Source organism: Desulfacinum infernum DSM 9756, from assembly GCF_900129305.1.
GTDB classification, from domain to species: Bacteria; Desulfobacterota; Syntrophobacteria; order Syntrophobacterales; family DSM-9756; genus Desulfacinum; species Desulfacinum infernum.
In genome coordinates, this window is the sequence record NZ_FQVB01000011.1 from 1 (window position 1) to 17,799 (window position 17,799).

At 60.5% G+C, this 17,799-nt stretch carries 14 protein-coding genes and 1 pseudogene; 3 read left to right on the plus strand and 12 right to left on the minus strand.

The window, feature by feature from the left end:
- Positions 1–238: pseudogene (locus tag BUB04_RS19270) on the plus strand (hypothetical protein); the annotation flags it as partial.
- Positions 239–790: 552 nt separating this feature from the next.
- Here the strand turns inward: BUB04_RS19270 and mnmE are convergent.
- The 10 genes from mnmE to BUB04_RS06590 form a co-directional block, all read right to left on the minus strand.
- The gene (gene mnmE / locus BUB04_RS06545; protein ID WP_073038128.1) at positions 791–2,197 is read right to left on the minus strand and encodes a tRNA uridine-5-carboxymethylaminomethyl(34) synthesis GTPase MnmE; all 1,407 of its coding nucleotides are present in this window, start codon (positions 2,195–2,197) and stop codon (positions 791–793) included.
- Between the two features lie 25 nt (positions 2,198–2,222).
- Positions 2,223–2,903 carry an RNA-binding cell elongation regulator Jag/EloR gene (jag, locus tag BUB04_RS06550; RefSeq protein WP_073038130.1) on the minus strand — a complete coding sequence of 227 codons (681 nt, stop codon included), beginning with the start codon at positions 2,901–2,903 and terminating at the stop codon, positions 2,223–2,225.
- A gap of 67 nt (positions 2,904–2,970) precedes the next feature.
- The gene (yidC, locus tag BUB04_RS06555; protein ID WP_073038132.1) at positions 2,971–4,659 is read right to left on the minus strand and encodes a membrane protein insertase YidC; all 1,689 of its coding nucleotides are present in this window, start codon (positions 4,657–4,659) and stop codon (positions 2,971–2,973) included.
- Positions 4,660–4,899: a membrane protein insertion efficiency factor YidD gene (yidD, locus tag BUB04_RS06560; protein WP_073038288.1), complete on the minus strand. Its 240-nt coding sequence runs from the start codon at positions 4,897–4,899 to the stop codon at positions 4,660–4,662.
- Positions 4,899–5,270: a ribonuclease P protein component gene (gene rnpA / locus BUB04_RS06565; RefSeq protein ID WP_073038289.1), complete on the minus strand. Its 372-nt coding sequence runs from the start codon at positions 5,268–5,270 to the stop codon at positions 4,899–4,901. The genes yidD and rnpA overlap by 1 nt, the downstream gene beginning before the upstream one ends.
- A gap of 26 nt (positions 5,271–5,296) precedes the next feature.
- Complete coding sequence (gene rpmH / locus BUB04_RS06570; RefSeq protein WP_073038135.1) at positions 5,297–5,431, minus strand: 50S ribosomal protein L34; 135 nt, start codon at positions 5,429–5,431, stop codon at positions 5,297–5,299.
- Between the two features lie 331 nt (positions 5,432–5,762).
- Positions 5,763–7,427 (minus strand): 2,3-bisphosphoglycerate-independent phosphoglycerate mutase, encoded by a 1,665-nt coding sequence (gene gpmI / locus BUB04_RS06575; protein ID WP_073038137.1) that lies wholly within the window; start codon positions 7,425–7,427, stop codon positions 5,763–5,765.
- A 6-nt stretch (positions 7,428–7,433) separates the two neighbouring features.
- Positions 7,434–8,213, minus strand: a complete 780-nt coding sequence (locus BUB04_RS06580; RefSeq protein WP_073038140.1) for an enoyl-CoA hydratase/isomerase family protein — start codon at positions 8,211–8,213, stop codon at positions 7,434–7,436.
- A gap of 40 nt (positions 8,214–8,253) precedes the next feature.
- Positions 8,254–9,345 carry a S1C family serine protease gene (locus BUB04_RS06585; protein ID WP_073038142.1) on the minus strand — a complete coding sequence of 364 codons (1,092 nt, stop codon included), beginning with the start codon at positions 9,343–9,345 and terminating at the stop codon, positions 8,254–8,256.
- 13 nt (positions 9,346–9,358) lie between these two features.
- On the minus strand, positions 9,359–10,207 hold the full coding sequence (locus BUB04_RS06590; protein ID WP_143156386.1) for a S1C family serine protease: 849 nt from the start codon (positions 10,205–10,207) through the stop codon (positions 9,359–9,361).
- A 149-nt stretch (positions 10,208–10,356) separates the two neighbouring features.
- Between BUB04_RS06590 and BUB04_RS06595 the strand changes: the two genes are divergently transcribed.
- A complete protein-coding gene (locus tag BUB04_RS06595) occupies positions 10,357–10,893 on the plus strand; it encodes a VanZ family protein (RefSeq protein WP_178371924.1) in 537 nt (178 codons plus the stop codon).
- A gap of 167 nt (positions 10,894–11,060) precedes the next feature.
- On the opposite strand, the gene BUB04_RS06600 is transcribed toward BUB04_RS06595, so the two are convergent.
- Positions 11,061–11,522, minus strand: a complete 462-nt coding sequence (locus tag BUB04_RS06600) for a phosphatidylglycerophosphatase A family protein (protein WP_073038148.1) — start codon at positions 11,520–11,522, stop codon at positions 11,061–11,063.
- A 130-nt stretch (positions 11,523–11,652) separates the two neighbouring features.
- On the opposite strand from BUB04_RS06600, the gene BUB04_RS06605 reads away from it, so the two are divergent.
- Positions 11,653–16,365: a hypothetical protein gene (locus BUB04_RS06605; protein ID WP_073038149.1), complete on the plus strand. Its 4,713-nt coding sequence runs from the start codon at positions 11,653–11,655 to the stop codon at positions 16,363–16,365.
- An 11-nt stretch (positions 16,366–16,376) separates the two neighbouring features.
- On the opposite strand, the gene BUB04_RS06610 is transcribed toward BUB04_RS06605, so the two are convergent.
- A complete protein-coding gene (locus tag BUB04_RS06610) occupies positions 16,377–17,771 on the minus strand; it encodes a sensor histidine kinase (protein WP_073038151.1) in 1,395 nt (464 codons plus the stop codon).
- Between the last annotated feature and the right edge of the window lie 28 nt (positions 17,772–17,799).

Genomic DNA, 17,799 nt, shown 5'->3' on the forward strand with positions numbered 1-17,799 from the left:
TTACCATCTGCTGTGCGTCATCCAGAGGACGCTTCGCGAAAGCGGAATTCGTCACCACTGGGCCACCTTGCGAACGCATCTGAGTGGCCAGGTGCGGGTGACCACCAGCATGGTCAATGACAAAGGGCAGGCCATTCACATACGACACACCTCCGAGCCGGAACCGGTTCACGTGAAAATTTACAATGCTCTCGGGCTGCCGGTACGACCATTAAGGAGGCTGACCACCATCGAATGAAAAATTTGTAGTGTAGAATTTGAAAACACTCTACAACAAAATCAGTAACTTACACACAAAAGTGACAAACTTGGGTTAAGAGGGCCAGCATTGGGGAGCACTTTTCGAAAACACGGAAATGCATAAATAAGTCATTGCAGATGTCCCCACCATTCGCATCACCCCTTCCAACAACTCCCTCAAAGGGCTCAGCAGCCTGCAACGCAGGAAAGTCGGTGCGATCCAGCTGCCAATGATCCGGCTGGTGAGCCCCGAAGCATAGGTCTCGGTGCTCCTCACCAACCTGCTGCAGCAAGCCAGGTTCCCCAAAGAAAAGAACATTGAGCTTTGTTTCCGTCGATGGTCAGTGGAAGACCGGTACGGAAGCCAGAAGGGCGTGCTCGAGATCAAGACGCTTCTTGCCGCAACCTCGATGACCATCACGTCAAAGGTCGAGGGGCCCAAGAACGCTGGATTTGACTTGAAAGTCACCAAACGATCCCCCAACAAGCGGTGCTCAGAAAGGATGAAAAGGATTAGGTCAACGGCATGGCCGCCCCCCCGTGGAGGCCGCTACTTTCCGATGCAAAAGCGAGAAAAGATGCGATCCAGCAGGGCCTCATCGGCTTCCAGGCCCAAGAGGGCATCCAGCTCCTTGCGGGCGGCCCGCAGCTCCTCGCTCACCAGTTCCGGAGCGGACTCCGGATGGGGCAGGGCGCAGGCCCGCTCCAAGGCCTCCAGGGCCCGAGCCAGACAGTCCCGCTGGCGGCGGTTCACGGCGAAGGTGGATTCCGCCGAAAGCAGAATGTCCTTAAGAACCCGCCTTTCCAGCACCTGTTTCAACCGCTCGGCATCCTCCGCCCTGAGGGCGCACATTTCCAGGATGTCGCCCTGCAGCCCGTAGCGGCTCCGGGCCGCCTCCACGCCGGTCGGGCCCGGGCGGTCCGTCTTGTTGAGAATCACCAGCATCCGTTTTCCCGCAATCCTCCGGTGGATCCGGTCGTCGTCCTCGGTCAGAGGCCGGCTGTGATCCAGGATCCACAGGACCAGGTCCGCTTCGTCCACGCTGCGAAGCGTTCGCTCGATTCCCATGGATTCGATGGCGTCGGGCTTTTCGCGGATGCCCGCCGTGTCCAGCACCCGAACCTGGATCCCGGCCACCCAGAAGCTGTCTTCCACCACGTCCCGCGTGGTTCCTTCCATGGGGGTCACGATGGCCCGGTCTCGGCCCACCAGGGCGTTCAAAAGGGAAGACTTCCCCACGTTAGGTTTTCCCACCAGAACCACCGAGAGGCCTTCCCGGAGCACCCGGCCCTCTTCGTAGCGGGAAACGATCCGCTCCAGCGCCGGGATCACCCGGGCGCGCACACGGTCCAAGAGCGCCTCCAATTCCGGCTCGCCCTCGTCGGAAAGATCGTCTGCAAAGTCGAGATGCGCCTCCACCTGAGCCTCCAGATCCATGAGGAGCTCCCGCCAGCGGTTCACCTCCCGGCCGAAATCCCCCCGGAGGTGACGGGTAGCCTGACTCAGGGCCTTTTCGGATCTGGAATGGATGAGGTCTGCCACCGCCTCGGCTTGGGAAAGATCCATCCTCCCCGACAGGAAGGCCCTCTGGGTGAACTCCCCCGGTTCGGCCAGCCGCGCCCCTTGTCGCAAGACTATCTCCAGCATCCGGTTCAGAACGGCATAGCCGCTGTGGCAGTTGATTTCCACCACGTCTTCCCCGGTGTAGCTGTGCGGGCCGGCCATGTAGCTCACCAGCACTTCGTCCACGGGATCACCCGTTTCCGGATCCCGGATCCAACCGTAGACGAGCCGGTGGGACTCAAACGCTGCGGGGCGTTCTCCGTTGGGTTTCACGAAAAGGGAGTGCAAAATGCGGAGGGCATCGGCCCCCGAAATCTTCAGGATCCCGATGCCCCCGATGCCGATGGGTGTGGCGATGGCACAGATTGTGTCCCGGCGGCAGGCAATGTCCATCGTGCCTCGATGCAGCCTCCTTGGGTCAGGCGCTGGTCTTGGCTTCGGCCACGGAGCTGGAATGGCCCTTGCTCTTCTTGACGGGGTAGATGACCACCCGACGCATGGTGCCTTCGCCTTTACTCTTGGTGCGAACGTCCTGATCCTCCTTGAGGGCCAGGTGGATGATGCGCCGATCCTGGGCGTTCATGGGGCCCGTGGTGAGCGGGCGTCTGGATTTCTTGACCTTTTCGCTCAATTGGAGGGCCAGCTCGGTCAGGCTTCCTTCCCTCTTGGAGCGGTAGTTTTCCGTGTCCACCACGATGGGCACGTTCTTGCCCATCTCGCGGCTTACGATCTTGTTGACCAGGTACTGCAGCGCGTTGAGGGTCTTTCCCCGCTTGCCGATGAGGAGCCCGGAGCCGTTGCTGACAATGTTCAGGTACACGCATTCTTCGCGGACTTCCGCTTCCACGACGGTGGGCACATCCACGTATTTCAGGATCTCCGCCAAAACCTCCTTGGCCCGTTGGGATGCCGCATCCAGCGGGGTTTCCTTGGGCGTTGCGCGGATCCGGGCCTTCCGCGCCCCCACGATGCCGAAGATGCCCGAGGAGCCCTTGGAAAGGATCTCGATGTCCAGTTGTTCCTGAGGCAGATGGAAGGCGTCGCAGGCGTTCTGAATCGCCTCTTCCAATGATTTACCTTCGAATTCCTGCGTTGGCATACTCTCCTCCGTTTGTCTTGCGCAGCGCATGCGTCGTATTCGCCAGCCGAGAGCGGAGGGCGCCTGGTTAAGCGGTACGATTGATCCAGTACTGCTGCACGATGGACAAGACGTTGTTCACAAGCCAGTATAGCACGAGCCCCGACGGAAAGTTGATAAAGAAGACCGTGAAGATCACGGGCATCATGAGCATCATCTTTTCCTGGCGGGGATCTCCCGACGTGGGCGTCATCTTCTGCTGGATGAACATGGAGGCTCCCATGAGCAGGGTGAGCACGGGCAGACCGCCCAGATAGGGAATGTCGAAGCCCACGTTCAGCCGATCCGGGGCCGTGAGATCGTTGATCCAGAGCCAGAAGGGCTGGTGGCGCAGTTCGATGGCCCCGTAGAGCATGCGATAAAGGGCGAAAAAGACCGGGATCTGGAGCACCATGGGCAGGCAGCCCCCCAAGGGGTTCACCTTGTAGGTGCGGTAGAGCATCATGAGCTCCTGGTTGAGCTTTTCCCGGTCGTCTTTGTACTTTTCCCGGATCTGGGCCATCTTGGGCTGGATCTTCTTCATGACCTGCATGGACTTGTAGCTCTTGTGGGTCAAGGGCCAGAAAAGGATCTTGATGATGACCGTCAGGATGATGATGGCGATACCGTAATTGTGGAAATAGTTGTAGAGCCATTTGAGAAAGACCAGGAGGGGCTTGGCCAGAAAGGTAAACCAGCCGAAATCGAGAGCCCGCTCCAGATTGTGATCGGCCAGCTTCAGGTGGTCCATTTCCTTGGGACCGAAGTAGTACTTGGCCGGGATGACGGCCTTGGCTTCCGGAGCCAGTTCGAAGGGATCCGTCAGGAGCACCATCTGCACCAGGCCCAGGTTCTCGTCCACCAGCCGGGGCACCAGTTGGTAGTGATCTTCCTTGAGGGGCACCGTGGCTTGGAGGAAGTAGTTGTTCTGATAGCCCATCCACTGCACCGGCGCCTTGAAGACGGGCGTCTCCTCGGCCAGGTTCTTCCGGTCGATGTTCTCGAGCTTGCCGTTCTGAAGCACGCTCACGTGCGCTTTGTTGTAGTCGTTTTCGTTGGCATCAAAGGGCAGGGCATAGGAGCTGATCCCCAGCTGGTCGGAAAGGGCCTCCGTTCCCAGGTTCTCCACGATGACGTCCACCTGGACGGTGTAGGTGTCCGCAGCGAAACGAAAGACCTTGGTCACCCTGGCCACGCCGGGTTCCTCGGCCGTAAAGGTGAGCACCGCTTCCTTCTCGCCTCCGTTGATTCGAACCTGCTCGGGAGCCGGGCTTTCGAAGTTTTTCGTGGCGAAAGACCATTGCGGGTGCTTCAGAAAATCCACGGCCAGCGGGTAGTAGCCGGCTCCCTGGGCCGGGATGAGATCCATGGGCGGGGAGTCAGGATCCACGGCCTGGCGATGCTTCTTGAGTTTGAAGCTTTCGAGGCGCGCTCCGGCGGACGCCACACGGGCCGTGTAAAGCGGCGTATCCACTTCCCAGATCTTGATCTCCACCGGCTGCGTATCGGCATGGGCCCGGGGGATGGCGTTCAAGTCGGCTCCGGCATTGTTCGCCCCGGCCACGAACGGGGAAGCCTCTCCTTGACCGGGAGGCTCTTCCGAAGGATTCGAGGCGGCCTCCTGCTGGGCCGCCTGTTCCACGGGAGCCTGCGGGGTGATCCGGGGAGCCACGAAGACCTCCCAGAGCAGAACGACTCCCAAAGACAGCACAAACGCAAGCAGAGCTCTTTTTTCCATTTAACAACACTCCATTGGATGATCCGGTCTTTCCGGTACGGGATCGTAGCCGCCCGGATGAAAAGGGTGGCACTTCAGCAACCGCTTGATTCCCATGAGCGTGCCGTGCCAGGGTCCGTATTTATCGATGGCTTGAAAGGTATAGGCGGAGCAGGAGGGATAAAAGCGGCAGTTGGCTCCCAGGAAGGGAGAAACGGCGACCTGGTAGATGCGCACAAAGGCAAGCAATAGGCGTTTGATCATGACCGTCGCTTGGGATCCACCCCAAGGCACCGGTTGAGCAACTCGGCCATTTCGGGCATTTTGAGCCGCTCGGCGCCGGGCCGGGCGATCACCACGATATCCTTTCCCGGTCCGGGGAGGCGGTGCTTGTGGAGTCGGAACCATTCACGAAGGCATCGCTTGATGCGATTGCGCTGCACCGCGTTCCAGAACCTTTTCTGGACAATGAGGCCCAACCGATGATGTTCCAACCCGTTGGGAGCCACATTGACCACGAAACTCTTACAGGGAAGGCGGCGGCCTTCCCCTTTGACGCGAAGGTATTCCGAACGTTTGCGGAGCCGTTCCTGTGGGCGGAAACGGTAATCTCCTCGCTTCTCGCCGGCCATGGGAAGCCGCAACCCGGTTCCCGCGTTCAGACGGCCAGCCGCTTGCGCCCTTTTGCCCGGCGCCGCTTGATGACCTGACGCCCTGCCTTGGTGGACATGCGGACGAGAAATCCGTGGGTTCGCTTCCTTTTGAGATTGCTGGGCTGATAGGTTCGCTTCATTTTCTTCTCCCCTTCGATCGTCGATATGCTCAGGCCCCACGGCCTTCGTTGACCTGGCCAAATTCACTCCGGCGGAGCTCTTAAGGCCCCGAAAAGCGAATTTTTGCTTATAGTCAACGGGTCCTCATCTTGTCAAGGGCGGAAAAACCGGCGAGGGTGCGTTGGGGCCCCTTCACTCCATGAAGCGGCCCCCTGGGGAGGCGAAAGATTTTTCACCCCCACAGCAGGTGGAGAGCCTCACCAGGGCTTTAAAACACGGACAAGGCCAGTGGAAGTGGGGCTATCCTGGGGCCCCGCGCCCGCCATGGGGAAAGCGGATGAACCCGCCCCGTCATGCCTGTTCTTGGAAAAGAAGCAGCGGCGGGTCGTAGAAATCCGGCGGGGCCTCGCCCAGAATCTGCATGCAGGTGGCGGCGATGTTGGTGAGTCCCGGGGTCTTCACATCCGGGTCGAAGCGAACCTGCAGCTTCCCGGAAGGCTCATAGACGATGAACCAGACCGGGCTCAGGGTGTGCGAAGTCTTCGCCTTGGGCGTTCCGTCCGGGTGGCGCTTCACTTCCCCCGTCTTCTTGTCGATCTCGTACATCTCCTCGGCGTTTCCGTGGTCGGCCGTCACCAGCAGCATCCCGCCGGCTTCCCGGACCGCCTTCATGATCCGCCCCAGACACAGATCCACCGCCTCCACGGCGATGTGGGCCGCCTGGTAGATGCCCGTGTGGCCCACCATGTCTCCGTTGGCGAAGTTGAGCCGGATGAAGTCGAACCGCCCCCCCCGGATCTCCTCCACCACCCGGTCGGTGATCTCCGCCGCCTTCATCCAGGGACGTTCCTCGAAGGGCACCCGATCCGAGGGAATCTCCACATATTCTTCCAGCTTCTCGTCGAACTTTCCCGACCGGTTGCCGTTCCAGAAATAGGTGACGTGCCCGAACTTCTGGGTTTCGCTGATGGCCAGCTGCCGGACGCCCTTGGCGCACAGAAGTTCGCTCACGGTCTTTTCGATGTGCGGCGGTTCCACCAGGTAATTTTTGGGGATGTGGAGATCGCCGTCGTATTCCATCATGCCCGCATAGGCCACCTTGGGATACGGGTCCCGGACGAACTTGTCGAAGTCCTCCTCTTCGAAGGCGCGGCTGATCTCGATGGCCCGGTCGCCCCGGAAGTTGAAGAAGATCACCGCGTCGCCGTCCCGGATGGGACCCACGGGCCCCTGCTCGTCGGCAATGACGAAGGGCGGCAGATCCTGGTCGATGACCCCCGGGATTTCCTTGCGATAGGCCTCAACGGCTTCCCGGGCGCTTCGAAAGGTGCGGCCCTTGCCCGCCACGTGGGTCTCCCAGCCGCGGGCCACCATGGACCAGTCGGCCTCGTAGCGGTCCATGGTGATGGACATGCGCCCACCACCGCTGGCGATCCGATAATCCACTCCCGCCCGGGCGTTCAGGTCTTGAAGGTACGCTTCAAAAGGGTCCACGTAGTCCAACGCCGACGTCTCCCCCACGTCCCGTCCGTCCAGGAGGATGTGGATCCGGCATCGGGGGATCTTTTCCACGAGAGCCGCCCGTTCCAGCATGGCTTTCAGATGGTCCAGGTGGCTGTGCACGTTCCCGTCGGAAAAGAGGCCGATAAAATGAAGCGTTCCGTTGTGTTCCCGGCAGAAGTCCACGAGCCGCCGCCACGTCTTTCCCTGGAAAAGGCGGCCGGTCTCGATGGCTTCGTTCACCAGCCGGGCTCCCTGGGCGTAGACGCGCCCGGCCCCCATGGCGTTGTGGCCCACCTCGGAATTGCCCATGTCCTTGTCCGAGGGCAGGCCCACCGCCGTGCCGTGGGCCCTAAGGAGCGTATGGGGACAGTGGGCCAGCAGCCAGTCCAGGTGGGGCGTGAGGGCATCCGCCACGGCGTTGCCCTCCTTCCTTTCCGAAAAGCCGATGCCGTCCATGATGACCAGCGTGAGCGGGCCCTTTAACCCGCCTTGGAGCAACCGTTGCCGTTCCATAGTCTTTCAGCGTTCCTTCCACACGGGTTTACGTTTTTCCCGGAAGGCCGTCACGCCCTCCTTGGCGTCCTCGGTGGTGCAGAGCCGGGCAAAGACCTCGTTCATGTACTCGAAGGCCTGGTGGTATTCCATGTCCGCTGCGGTATAGAAGCCGCTCTTGGCGATCTGCACCGCGATGGGACTCTTTTGGGCCAGGGTGGCGGCCCATTGTCGCGCGGCTTCGTCCAGCTCCCCATGGGGAACCACCCTGTTGAAGAGACCCTTGGCCAGCGCGTCTTCGGCCTTCAGCAGCTCGCCGAAAAGAAGCATTTCCAGGGCCACCTTGCGCCCCACACACTTGGAAACGGGGATCACGGGTCCCACGCAGTTGAGCCCCACGTTGATGGCAGTCAAACCGATGCGGGCCTTTTCGGACGCGATGGCCAGATCGCAGGCGGCCACAAGCCCCGCCCCGTTGGCCGCAGCGGTCCCCTGGACCTGGGCGATCACGGGCTTGTTGAGGCGGCTGATGGTGATGAGCGGCTCTTCCATGTGGGCGATCCACCGGCGCAGCTCCATGGGAGTCTTCCCCTCCAGCTCGGTGACGTCGATTCCCGCGCAGAAGTGCTTCCCCGCCCCCTTGAGAAGGATTACCCGCACCTTGGGATCCTGATCCAGAGCCTTCAGAGCGTCGTTCAATTCTTCCGCCAGTTGGGTGGTGAAGGTGTTGAGATGGTTGGGCCTGTTGAGGGTGATGGAGCCCACGAAGTCTTCACCGATTTCCACGAGAATGGTCTGGTACGACATGGATCCCTCCTCTTTTCAGATGGGGTTCGCTCCCGGCCTCTTACCTGTACCGGTAACCCCGGGGCCGCTCCCCGAGGATCACCGTCACCCGGTCCCGATCTCCTTCCCAGTGAACCACGTCCAGGCGCACGCGGTCCCCCGGTCGGTGCCGCCGAAGGGCCCGCATGAGGTCGTCGGCGCTTTCCACGGGCTCCCCGTCGATTCCCACCACCACGTCACCGCCCACGATGAGCACGTAGTTGCCCACCTGGGCGCGGGCGTGGCCGCCGCGAAGCCCCGCCTTGTCCGCCGGTCCTCCCGGCACCACCTCCACGATCATGGCTCCCCGGGACACGCTCAGTTGCAGCGCTTCCGCAAAATCGGGAAAGAGGGTCATGAGGGTGGCTCCCAGCCAGGGATATCCGTAGTAGCCCTTTTCAATCAGCTCCCGGACCACCTGTTTGACCGTGTCCACAGGGATGGCGAACCCGATGCCCACATTGGCGCCCGTGGGGCTGAAGATGGCGGTGTTGACGCCGATCATCTTTCCCGACGAATCGATGAGCGGCCCGCCGGAATTGCCGGGGTTGATGGAGGCGTCCGTCTGGATCACGTCCTCCACCAGGGCACCGCCGGGAGAGCGCAGGGTTCGGCCCACCGAGCTGATGATCCCCGTAGTGAGGGTTTGGCCCAAGCCGAAGGGGTTTCCGATGGCGAGAACCTTCTGGCCCACTTTGAGGTCCTTGGAGCTGCCCATGGGGATCACCACCAGATCCTTCTTGGGCGCATCGATCTTGATGACGGCGATGTCGGTGTTGGGGTCCGACCCGATGAACTTGGCGGCGTACTTCTTGCCGTTGGCCAGGGTCACTTCCAGCTTGCGGGCATCCTCGATCACGTGGTGGTTGGTCAGAATGTAGCCTTCGTCGCTGATGATGGATCCGGACCCGGCGCCTTGCCGAGGAATGATGTTGAAGAAGAAGTCCCGCTCCAAGACGGTGCTGGTGATGTTCACCACGCCCGGGGAAAGCTTGCGGTACAGCTCGATGTTGTTTTCTTCATCCTCCGTCAAGGCCCAGGCCTTGGGAAGAACCAGGACCATCAGGCACACCGCCGCCACGGTCCCCCACCACGTCTTCCTCCAGAGCCTCATTTCACGCTCCTCCTCAGCGAACACGGGCAATCCGCCTCCAGATCCAATAGGCCAGCAGGCCCGCCAGGATGTAACCCAAATACCTGTTCAGCCAGTTCGTCATGCCGGGAACCGCCGCCTTCACCCGGTTGACCGGGATGGCGAACCCGATGCCCACATTGGCCCCCGTGGGACTCAAGATGGCCGTATTGATCCCCACCAGCCGCCCCCGGCTGTCCACCAGAGCCCCTCCCGAATTGCCGGGGTTGATGGCCGCATCCACCTGGATGAGATCTTGGAGCACCCGGCCTTCGTCCCGGATGGTCCTGCCCAGCTGACTGACGCCCCCGGCCGTGAGTGTATGGCCGAGGCCGAAGGGATTGCCCAAGGCATAGACCTTTTGTCCCACCTGCAGGGCGTCCGAATCCCCCAGTTCGATGGGAACCAGTTCCCTGCCCTCGGCCTCGATGCGGATGACGGCCAGGTCGTCTTCGGGAGAGATCCCTACCACCTCCGCGGGCCGGCGGCTTCCGTCTGCCAGCCGCACTTCTATGGCCTTGGCGTCCCGGACGACATGGTAGTTGGTGACGATGGTTCCGTCCGCCTTCAAAATCACACCCGATCCAGCCCCTTCCTGCGGAACGGGCCGATAGAAGAAATCGTAGAGAATGCTGGTGGTGATCACATTGACCACGGACGGGGATACCTTTTCGTAGACGGCGATGGTATTCTTTTCCTCCTGCAGCAGCGCCCGGCAGGTGCCGGGAACAAAGAGGCTAAGGACGAGCACCCAAAACCCCAGACGAAGGGCACCGAGCCGCCGATTGCCGGAAAGGGCCCTCGAGTTGCGCCAGAGACCAGGAATCGTTTTATCTCCTTCCATGAAAACTCCCACAGGGCAGATCCTTCATGGCCTACCAACCTACCAAAAAGCCACCGCCGCGGCAAACAGTCAACAGTTCCCTCTCCCCCACCGCCCGGAAACAACCCGTTGGGATCGCCTCGTTCCTTTCCTGGAACGGGTGGAACCACTTGGCGTTGCTCTTCGCCGTCCAGGCCCTGGTTCTGTTCGTCTACAAGGCGGCCAAGAACCAGGCCGGAAACCTGGATGTGCGGTGGGCCTTGAGCGCCCTGGCGGGGGGAGGTCTCTTTTGCCTCGCGGCCGGATGGCGGTCGCGGAAGCGGAAAGACCCGGGGTGGGCCCGGTTTGTGCCGGCCGGCTTCTACGGGCTTTTCATCTACTGTCTTTCGGGACAGTCCCTGGAAGGCGTGGAGCTTCCCATCCCCGGAGACTTTTTCCATCCCCTGGAATACGCTTCTTTGGGGATCTTGCTGGGTTGGGCCTGGGCGCATCCGCTCTGTAGAAAAAAATCCACCCATCTCATGGCCGCCGTTCTCGGCACGGGAAGCCTCTACGCCCTGACGGACGAATGGCACCAGAGCTGGGTGCCCGGACGCGTTCCCAGCTTCACCGATTTGACCTGGGATCTGGCGGGTCTCGCCCTGGGGGCGGCACTGGTGCTCTGGATGAAGAGAATTTCTCCGGGCTGGCGGTGCCCGGGCACGTAACGGGTTCCCGCTCGCGGAGTAAGTTCCGAGAGAGTCGCCTCTTGCCCATTCGCGCAGGGACGGTTCTCGAATCCGCCCCTCCATTGGGCGCTCGCCGCCGCAAGTTCCTGGACGGCGGAACGTTTATGTTAAACGTTCGCAGGCCCTTTCACGTATCGGCCGGGTCTTTAGAGTTTTTCCAAGAAAGGGAGAAGGAAGGCCGTGGCGGCGTGGGCGTAGAGACCGGCGGCCACGTCGTCGGCCGTGATTCCCAGACCGCCGTGAAGCTCCCGGTCCAACACGCTCACGGGCCAGGGCTTCCAGATGTCGAAAAGGCGAAAGAAGAACGCACCCACAAGGAGGGAAGGCCCCGTGGCCGGCAGTCCGATCACGGTCACCAGGTAACCCGCCAGCTCATCCAGGACCACCTGCCCCGGGTCGGGGTTTTCCAGGATTCGTTGCGCCCGGTCGCACGCCCAACAAGACAGGAAAAAGACAGCCGCCACCACCAGGCAGGCCCAGCCGTAAGGCAGCTGCGCCACCGCCCAGGCGGCCGGAATCCCCGCCACCACCGTGGCCACCGTTCCCGGGGCCGCCGGAGATCGTCCGAGAAAGCCCAAGCGAGCCAACGCCAAAGCCACCGCGTCCATCCCAGTCGGTTTATCCTCCATGGGCTCCAGCCAATTTTTCTGGTTCTCCGCGCCCCCTACCGGTATCATAAGGGGTTACGGCGCCACAAGCGCTTTTCAAACCTCTGGAGGCTTTGAACGAGGTGATCCCATGGCCCGAGCCGACCAGTCGACCATGCCGTCCGTTTCCGAAGATCCGCGAATCGTCTTTCGCGTCATCGACCCGGCGGACTACGCCCGCCACGGCATCGATCCCAGGGACGTGCCCATCGGGACCTACGCGGCCCAGGATCACCCGTCCTTTCTTCTCAGCCGCCACGGCGGAAACGCCTACGGATTCGGGCTGGTGGAACAGACCAAGCTTTCCAAAGCCGACTTCGAATTCCTCCAAGATCTGGACCTCACCGACCCGCAGGAAATCGCCCGCAATGCGGACCGCATCAACGAGATCTACAAGAAACTGGGACTTCTGATCCGCTTCTCCAGGGAAGGATCCCGATATTTCCTCATCCCCATCAACCTGGTGGCCCAGTCCATCCAGGACATCAAGACCAAAGCCGACGAGATCGAGCGGATCATCCTGGAGCGCATCAAGGAGACGGGAACGGAACGGCTGGACATCGGCCTCATGACACCGCCCAGGGACCTCATCTCCCACGAATTGGCAGCCCGCCTTTCCAACCACCGTCTGTTCATCTTCGATTCGCTGGACAAGGTGAGATCCTGGCGTATCAGCCTGGACGTGGTGATCTTTCCCCGGGACCCCTTCGAATACCTTCTGGATCAGCCCCTGCCCAAACCGGTCAAACGCCTGCCCCGGCAGCAACGGATGCTCAACTACGCAGCCTACCTGGCGGGAAAGATCCACGACCTCATGGAACCCGACGGCATCCTGCTGGTGGTGGGAAACTGTATCTTCTGCAACGAAGATCCGCGGGACTACCGGGTGGAATTCGATACCCCGGAAGACGCCAAGAATTTTCTGCTTTTCACCCACATCTACAAAACGCACAAACGCTACGGGGGAAACAGCCGGGTCTTTCACGTGCACCCCATGGACCTGCACTTTTTCCTCAACCAGAAGGACCTGAACGAATCGCACCTCAAGGAGCTCCTGGGCAGCCAGTCCCTCCAGGACCTGACCCTCCGGGACATCGACCGCCTGCCCCACCTGGACCGGCCCCTGCCCGACCATTACCAGAGCACGTCGGAACCCGCGTGGGACAGGGTCTTTTCCGTCTATTTTGAAACGGAGCTGGTTTCCAGCAAGTCTTCCGAATCCCAGGAATCGTACTGGAAGAGGAAGGTTCGAACGGATCGGCCCCTCCCCCACAACCTGGCCCTCTACGTGGGAAGGCCCAAGGCGCCGACCGCCAGCCTGGAAGCCCTGGAAGAGGAGATTCGCCGCCAGGGACAGCTCGGCTGCCAGCTGCCCCTGGTGGCCGCTTACCGGAACTCCTTCCGCTTCGTCCTGGACGTGCTCCACGCCCTGCACCAGATCCGGGAGGGCAAGCTCCACAAGATCCGCGAAGTGGAAAGGGACCGCCTCACCAACCCGTTTAGACGAAAAGGTTCTCGAAACGGAGACTTCCAGGCAATCCTCCGGCTTCTGCGCCAGATGAAGCGACTTAGGCGCATCGAAGATTACCTGAATCCCGACCACATCGAAGGGGCTTCCACCCCGGTGCTGGAAAACATCGAAAAGCTTTCCCTTCACGGTTTCAGCAAGACTCAGCTGAAGGAACTGGTCGCCACCGTGGTGGGGCACAGCTCCATGAGCCGCGTGGTTTTCGGCAAGATGCCCGCCCGAAGCCTCAAACCCCTCACCGACATGGCGGCGACCCAAAATCCCTTCGAAGCCCTGGAAACCCTCCGGGTGTGCCGGCTCATGACCGTAGCGGAAATCGCCGCCGCCCTGGGCGAAAACTTCACGGCCGCGCAGGCGGAGGAGGTGTTTCGGGTTTATGACGATGCGGTGCAGGTGGCCACCCAGCCCATGTTGGATTGGGACGCCCTGGAGGATGCACGGATCAGCGAACTGGGGGGCGTTCAGAACAAGGCTCTCCGTGAGATGCTCAAATTCTTCAACCTGTTCGAATTCCTGAACAACTGGCAGGAATTCCTGGACAAGGGCCCCCACGAGAAGGAGGTCCTGTGCGATTACGATCCCCAACGGCTGAAGAAACTGGATCAGGTGCTCACCTTGGCCCACACGGCCAATCTCTTCCGGGCCCGTTTCCGCGAAGACCCCATCCCGAGGCAGACCTTCTTCTTCCGCCAATTCCTGAAGACGGAATTCCACGGAACGGGCCATCTCTTTCCCAACTTGGGGCCGGAAGCGGGATTCCGCCTGCTTTGGGTGACCGTCAACGTGAGTCGGCACAAGATCGTGAACTTCAATCCCATCTTCGCTTCGGTTCAGCCGGAAAAGAGGCCGGAGCGGCTGGAAAAGATCCGCAGAAGCCTCCTACAGCTTCCCCCGGAATCGGTGAACACCGATTATCTGGAAAGAATCCGGACCCACCTGGCCCAGGGCCGTCCGGCCTTCATCAAGAACACGGGGATCCGGCTCATCCACAACCCCACCACCAAGGCCACAGACGTTTCCTACGTGGATGTCCATGAAAACATGAAACACATGGAGACGTTGCTGGCCCGCTTCGAAAACCGGAAGCTGAGGGACATCGCCCTGAAGGATGTCCAGGAGCTGGAACGCCTCTTTGCCGAGCTGGAAAGCTACAACGTCTATCTGTGCCAGGGCCGTTGCGAGGATGTTCCGGGAGAGGCCCCGGAGGCGGCCCAGCCGATCCCCATCAGTCAGCGCCTGGATTCCATCAAGGAAAGGATCCGAAACGTCTTTCTGTCCCAAATCTTCGTCCCTGAAGAAATCTACGACACGGTGGATCTCCTGGTGGGCCACTGCCCCACGCTGCTTCAGTTTCTGCTGCCCGAATTCCACACCCTGGGCCGGCTCATCGAAAACTGGCCCACCCGCAAGAAACAGTCCGTGGGCACCTACGTGATGCGCTGCCTCAACAAATTCCAGGCCCTCATCACCAAGGACAGGGATTCCTTCCAGGATCAAAACACCTTCTACCAGCTGGCCAAGCTGGAATTCGGGCCCTTGGCCGAAGAGGACATCGGGGCCAAGCACCACCAACTGGAAGCCTTGGAGCACCTGGTGGGGCGGATCCAGCAGCGCCCCTTGCTCTACCAAGCCTTCACGTTGGCGCTCCTCTTCCAGGATCTGGGTAAACTGGAAAGCTACGCGGAAGAAGAAGAGACCCTTCGCCGGATCTGGACCCACGCGGAGCGAAGCGCCCACATTCTCGAAAGGCGGGCCATTCTGGACCAGTACGGCCTGGATGAACCCCTGCAGCGCCTGATTCTGGACCTGGTGCGCCATCACGGCGCCATCGGCCACGTGATTCAGGGCGCCGAGCCCCTTTCCGCCCTGGACCACCTGACTCGGGAAAAGGACGACCGCCTCCTGGACGCCTACGTCCTCCATTGCATTCTGGCGGCGGCGGCCGTGGAGGAAGGCCTCATGACCGAAGACCTCCTGGACCTGTTCCTGGAATACCGTCATGAAGCCCTTCATATCATCAAATCGGGGGGAACCTGGGAAGCCCGCCTGCACGACGTTCTCACGGAAAAGGGACGGGCCCTGGTTCACGATCCCCAGTCCGTTCCCTCCGAAATGCACTTTCTTCTAACCCTGGACAGCACGCTCTGCTTCTTCCTGGACGAGAAAGACCACGACGAGGTGCTCTGGCGGGGGCGCCAGATCGCGGCTTTCGAAAGACTCTTGCACCTTCTGGAAATCCAGTGGGTGGACTTCAAGGACCTGCAGATGTTTTTCATGAATCTGCCGGCGCCTTTCATCTATCACCAGAAGGGCTTGAAGAGCATCGGCCTCGCGCATTTCGAGCGATCCCTGGAAAAGGCGGCCGCCGTTCTTCGAAGTCTCAGCGCCATGGAGCCGGAGGTGCGCTGTTATCTCCTCCACTGCCTGGATCCCTTGGGAGGAGCCTTCCGGATCTACGACTTTCACCCACTCACCCGGTATTTGACCGTGGAGGAAAGCATCAAGATGCTCGTCATGGGCCTTCACAGCTACCATGTGCTCATGGAGGAAAGCACGTCCAGGGGCCTTGTGAGCTTCCGGCCCCTGAGCCAGAGCGTCAAGCGGAAGCAGCAGGCCCTCAAGGACATCCTGGAGGACTTTTCCCTGGGAGGCATTCTGCGAGCTCCCATCGCAGACGGAACACGGAAGCATCTGCAGGGAGGTCTTCTTTTCGAAACGAGCCCCTTCGGACCGGGCCTGCGCATCGGATTCCGGGACACCCTGCACGTGGATTCCCTCATCCAGGATCTGCGCGCCGCTCGGACCCACGAGGAGCTGCGGACCAAGTATCGTTTCCATGTCAAAGAGCTTCAAAAGCTGCCCTCCGATACCGCGGAACAGCTGGACGCCCTCAAGCAAGCCTACCAGGAACACTTCCGGAGCATCAGCCAGGGCATTCTCAAGCAGTTCCAGGAGCGCCTGGCGGCCGTGGGCACCTTTTCGGAACTGGACCGGGTGCAGGCGGAGATGGAGCGGGAGATCGCCGAAAGCGCCCTTTCCGACGACGACGTCTTTCTGCTTCAGGAGCTGTTCGACTTCCATCGGTCCCGGATCCGGGACGAATTCCTTACCCGGGTGTCCACCACCATCTATGCCATGGACGATCCGCAAGCCCTGGATGCTTACTGGCAGGATTTGAAAAAGGAGCTCTTCCGCTTCCGCCATCATGTGGGCAAGGAATATGAATCCATGATCGCCGCCTACATCGACGAGAAAACCATGAACGTCAGGAGCTGAAAGGGAAAGGATCAGGAAAGGTCTTCCAGGGGTGTTTCTTCCTTGAGGGGAAGGATGAAGTAGAATTCATTTCCGAATTTCTTGGGCTCGCATCCCACCTGGCCGCCGTGGATTTCCACCACATTCTTGACGAAATGGAGTCCGTGGCCCGTGCCCCGTTCCTGGCCCACGTTGGACGCCCTGTAGCCTTCCTCGAAAAGACGCCGCGCCTCCTCGGGATCCAGAGGTTCTCCGGTGGTGAAGATGTTGAACCGCACGCCGTGAATCCCATCTCCGAAGTGATTCTTGAGGATCTTGCGATTGTAGGAAATGAGCTTGACCTTCTGGCCCCGGCTGTCTTCCACCGCACGGGCATACTTGACCGCGTTGGAGAAGAGATTGTCGAAGACCTGGGAAATGAGGCCCTTGTCCACGAAGAGGATCACCTCCTCATCGGGGATCTCCTCCAGCCGGTTGTCCACCACGATACCCCTCTTCTCGAAGACCGGCCGGTAACGTTCCAACAGGGGTTCGATGATCTCGGTCTTGAAGTTACAAGGCTGCTTGCGGAGCACGTAAGTCCCCTTTTCGAAATGGTCCCGCCTCAGCAAGGTTTCCAGAAAAAGGCTCGTGTGCTCATAGTGCTTGGTAAGCGCCCGGCTCTCCTCTTCCAGCGTCTCGTTTTCCGTGGACAGCATGTGGTAGATCTCGCACAGCTCCCGGCAGAGATCCTCATCCTGCGTCTGGGTGAAAAGGATGAGATCGCGCATCCTTTCCTGGATTTCCTTGTAGTTATCCAAGGATTTTTCGAGCCGCCGGATGAAGAGCCGGTAATAGAGATTTGGGGAGATGACGTTGTGTTCGATGTCGGCAACCAGCTGGTTGATGAACTTGATATGTTCCAGGTTCTGTTGAATCAGCAGCTTCTGGTGCAGGTTGTAGCCGATGCGGTTGGCCAGTTTTTCAAGAAAAAACCGACCCTTGTCGTCCACCTTCTCCTTGGGGAACACTTCGAAAAGACCCAACAGGTCGCCGCGGCTGCTGAAGGGAAGCCATTGGGTGAGGGCCCGGTTGCCCCGGATGGGAAAGAGGACCGCATCCTCGGATTCCTGGATCTCGGCGGGAACGGGAAGGGAAAACCGGAGCCGTTCTTCCGGGTTCGTGATCAATCCGTCGGTGCTGGTGCTCACCCGCTCCAGGCGCCCGCTCTTGCGGTTGTAGACATAGAGACGACTTTCCAGGTCGAAGAATTCCTTGGGGACCGCAACACAGAGGAGATAAAGGTTTTCGAGGCTCGTGTATTCCTGGGCCAGATCAAAAAAAGTGGCGAAGGCCTCCTCTTGGAGCCGTTCGAAGTTGTAGCGCTGGTAGGCTTCCTTCTTTTCCCGAACGCGCTGTCGTATGTCCTGCAAGGTGTCCTTGGACACGGCGCCCCCCTTGCTTCCCGCGGAACCG

What these genes read in the sequence shown, in the direction of transcription:
- mnmE (WP_073038128.1), bottom strand. Translation starts at nt 2,197, where the DNA reads ATGGACATTGCCTGCCGCCGGGACACAATCTGTGCCATCGCCACACCC.
- jag (WP_073038130.1), bottom strand. Translation starts at nt 2,903, where the DNA reads ATGCCAACGCAGGAATTCGAAGGTAAATCATTGGAAGAGGCGATTCAG.
- yidC (WP_073038132.1), bottom strand. Translation starts at nt 4,659, where the DNA reads ATGGAAAAAAGAGCTCTGCTTGCGTTTGTGCTGTCTTTGGGAGTCGTT.
- rnpA (WP_073038289.1), bottom strand. Translation starts at nt 5,270, where the DNA reads ATGGCCGGCGAGAAGCGAGGAGATTACCGTTTCCGCCCACAGGAACGG.
- rpmH (WP_073038135.1), bottom strand. Translation starts at nt 5,431, where the DNA reads ATGAAGCGAACCTATCAGCCCAGCAATCTCAAAAGGAAGCGAACCCAC.
- gpmI (WP_073038137.1), bottom strand. Translation starts at nt 7,427, where the DNA reads ATGGAACGGCAACGGTTGCTCCAAGGCGGGTTAAAGGGCCCGCTCACG.
- BUB04_RS06580 (WP_073038140.1), bottom strand. Translation starts at nt 8,213, where the DNA reads ATGTCGTACCAGACCATTCTCGTGGAAATCGGTGAAGACTTCGTGGGC.
- BUB04_RS06585 (WP_073038142.1), bottom strand. Translation starts at nt 9,345, where the DNA reads ATGAGGCTCTGGAGGAAGACGTGGTGGGGGACCGTGGCGGCGGTGTGC.
- BUB04_RS06590 (WP_143156386.1), bottom strand. Translation starts at nt 10,207, where the DNA reads ATGGAAGGAGATAAAACGATTCCTGGTCTCTGGCGCAACTCGAGGGCC.
- BUB04_RS06600 (WP_073038148.1), bottom strand. Translation starts at nt 11,522, where the DNA reads ATGGACGCGGTGGCTTTGGCGTTGGCTCGCTTGGGCTTTCTCGGACGA.
- BUB04_RS06605 (WP_073038149.1), top strand. Translation starts at nt 11,653, where the DNA reads ATGGCCCGAGCCGACCAGTCGACCATGCCGTCCGTTTCCGAAGATCCG.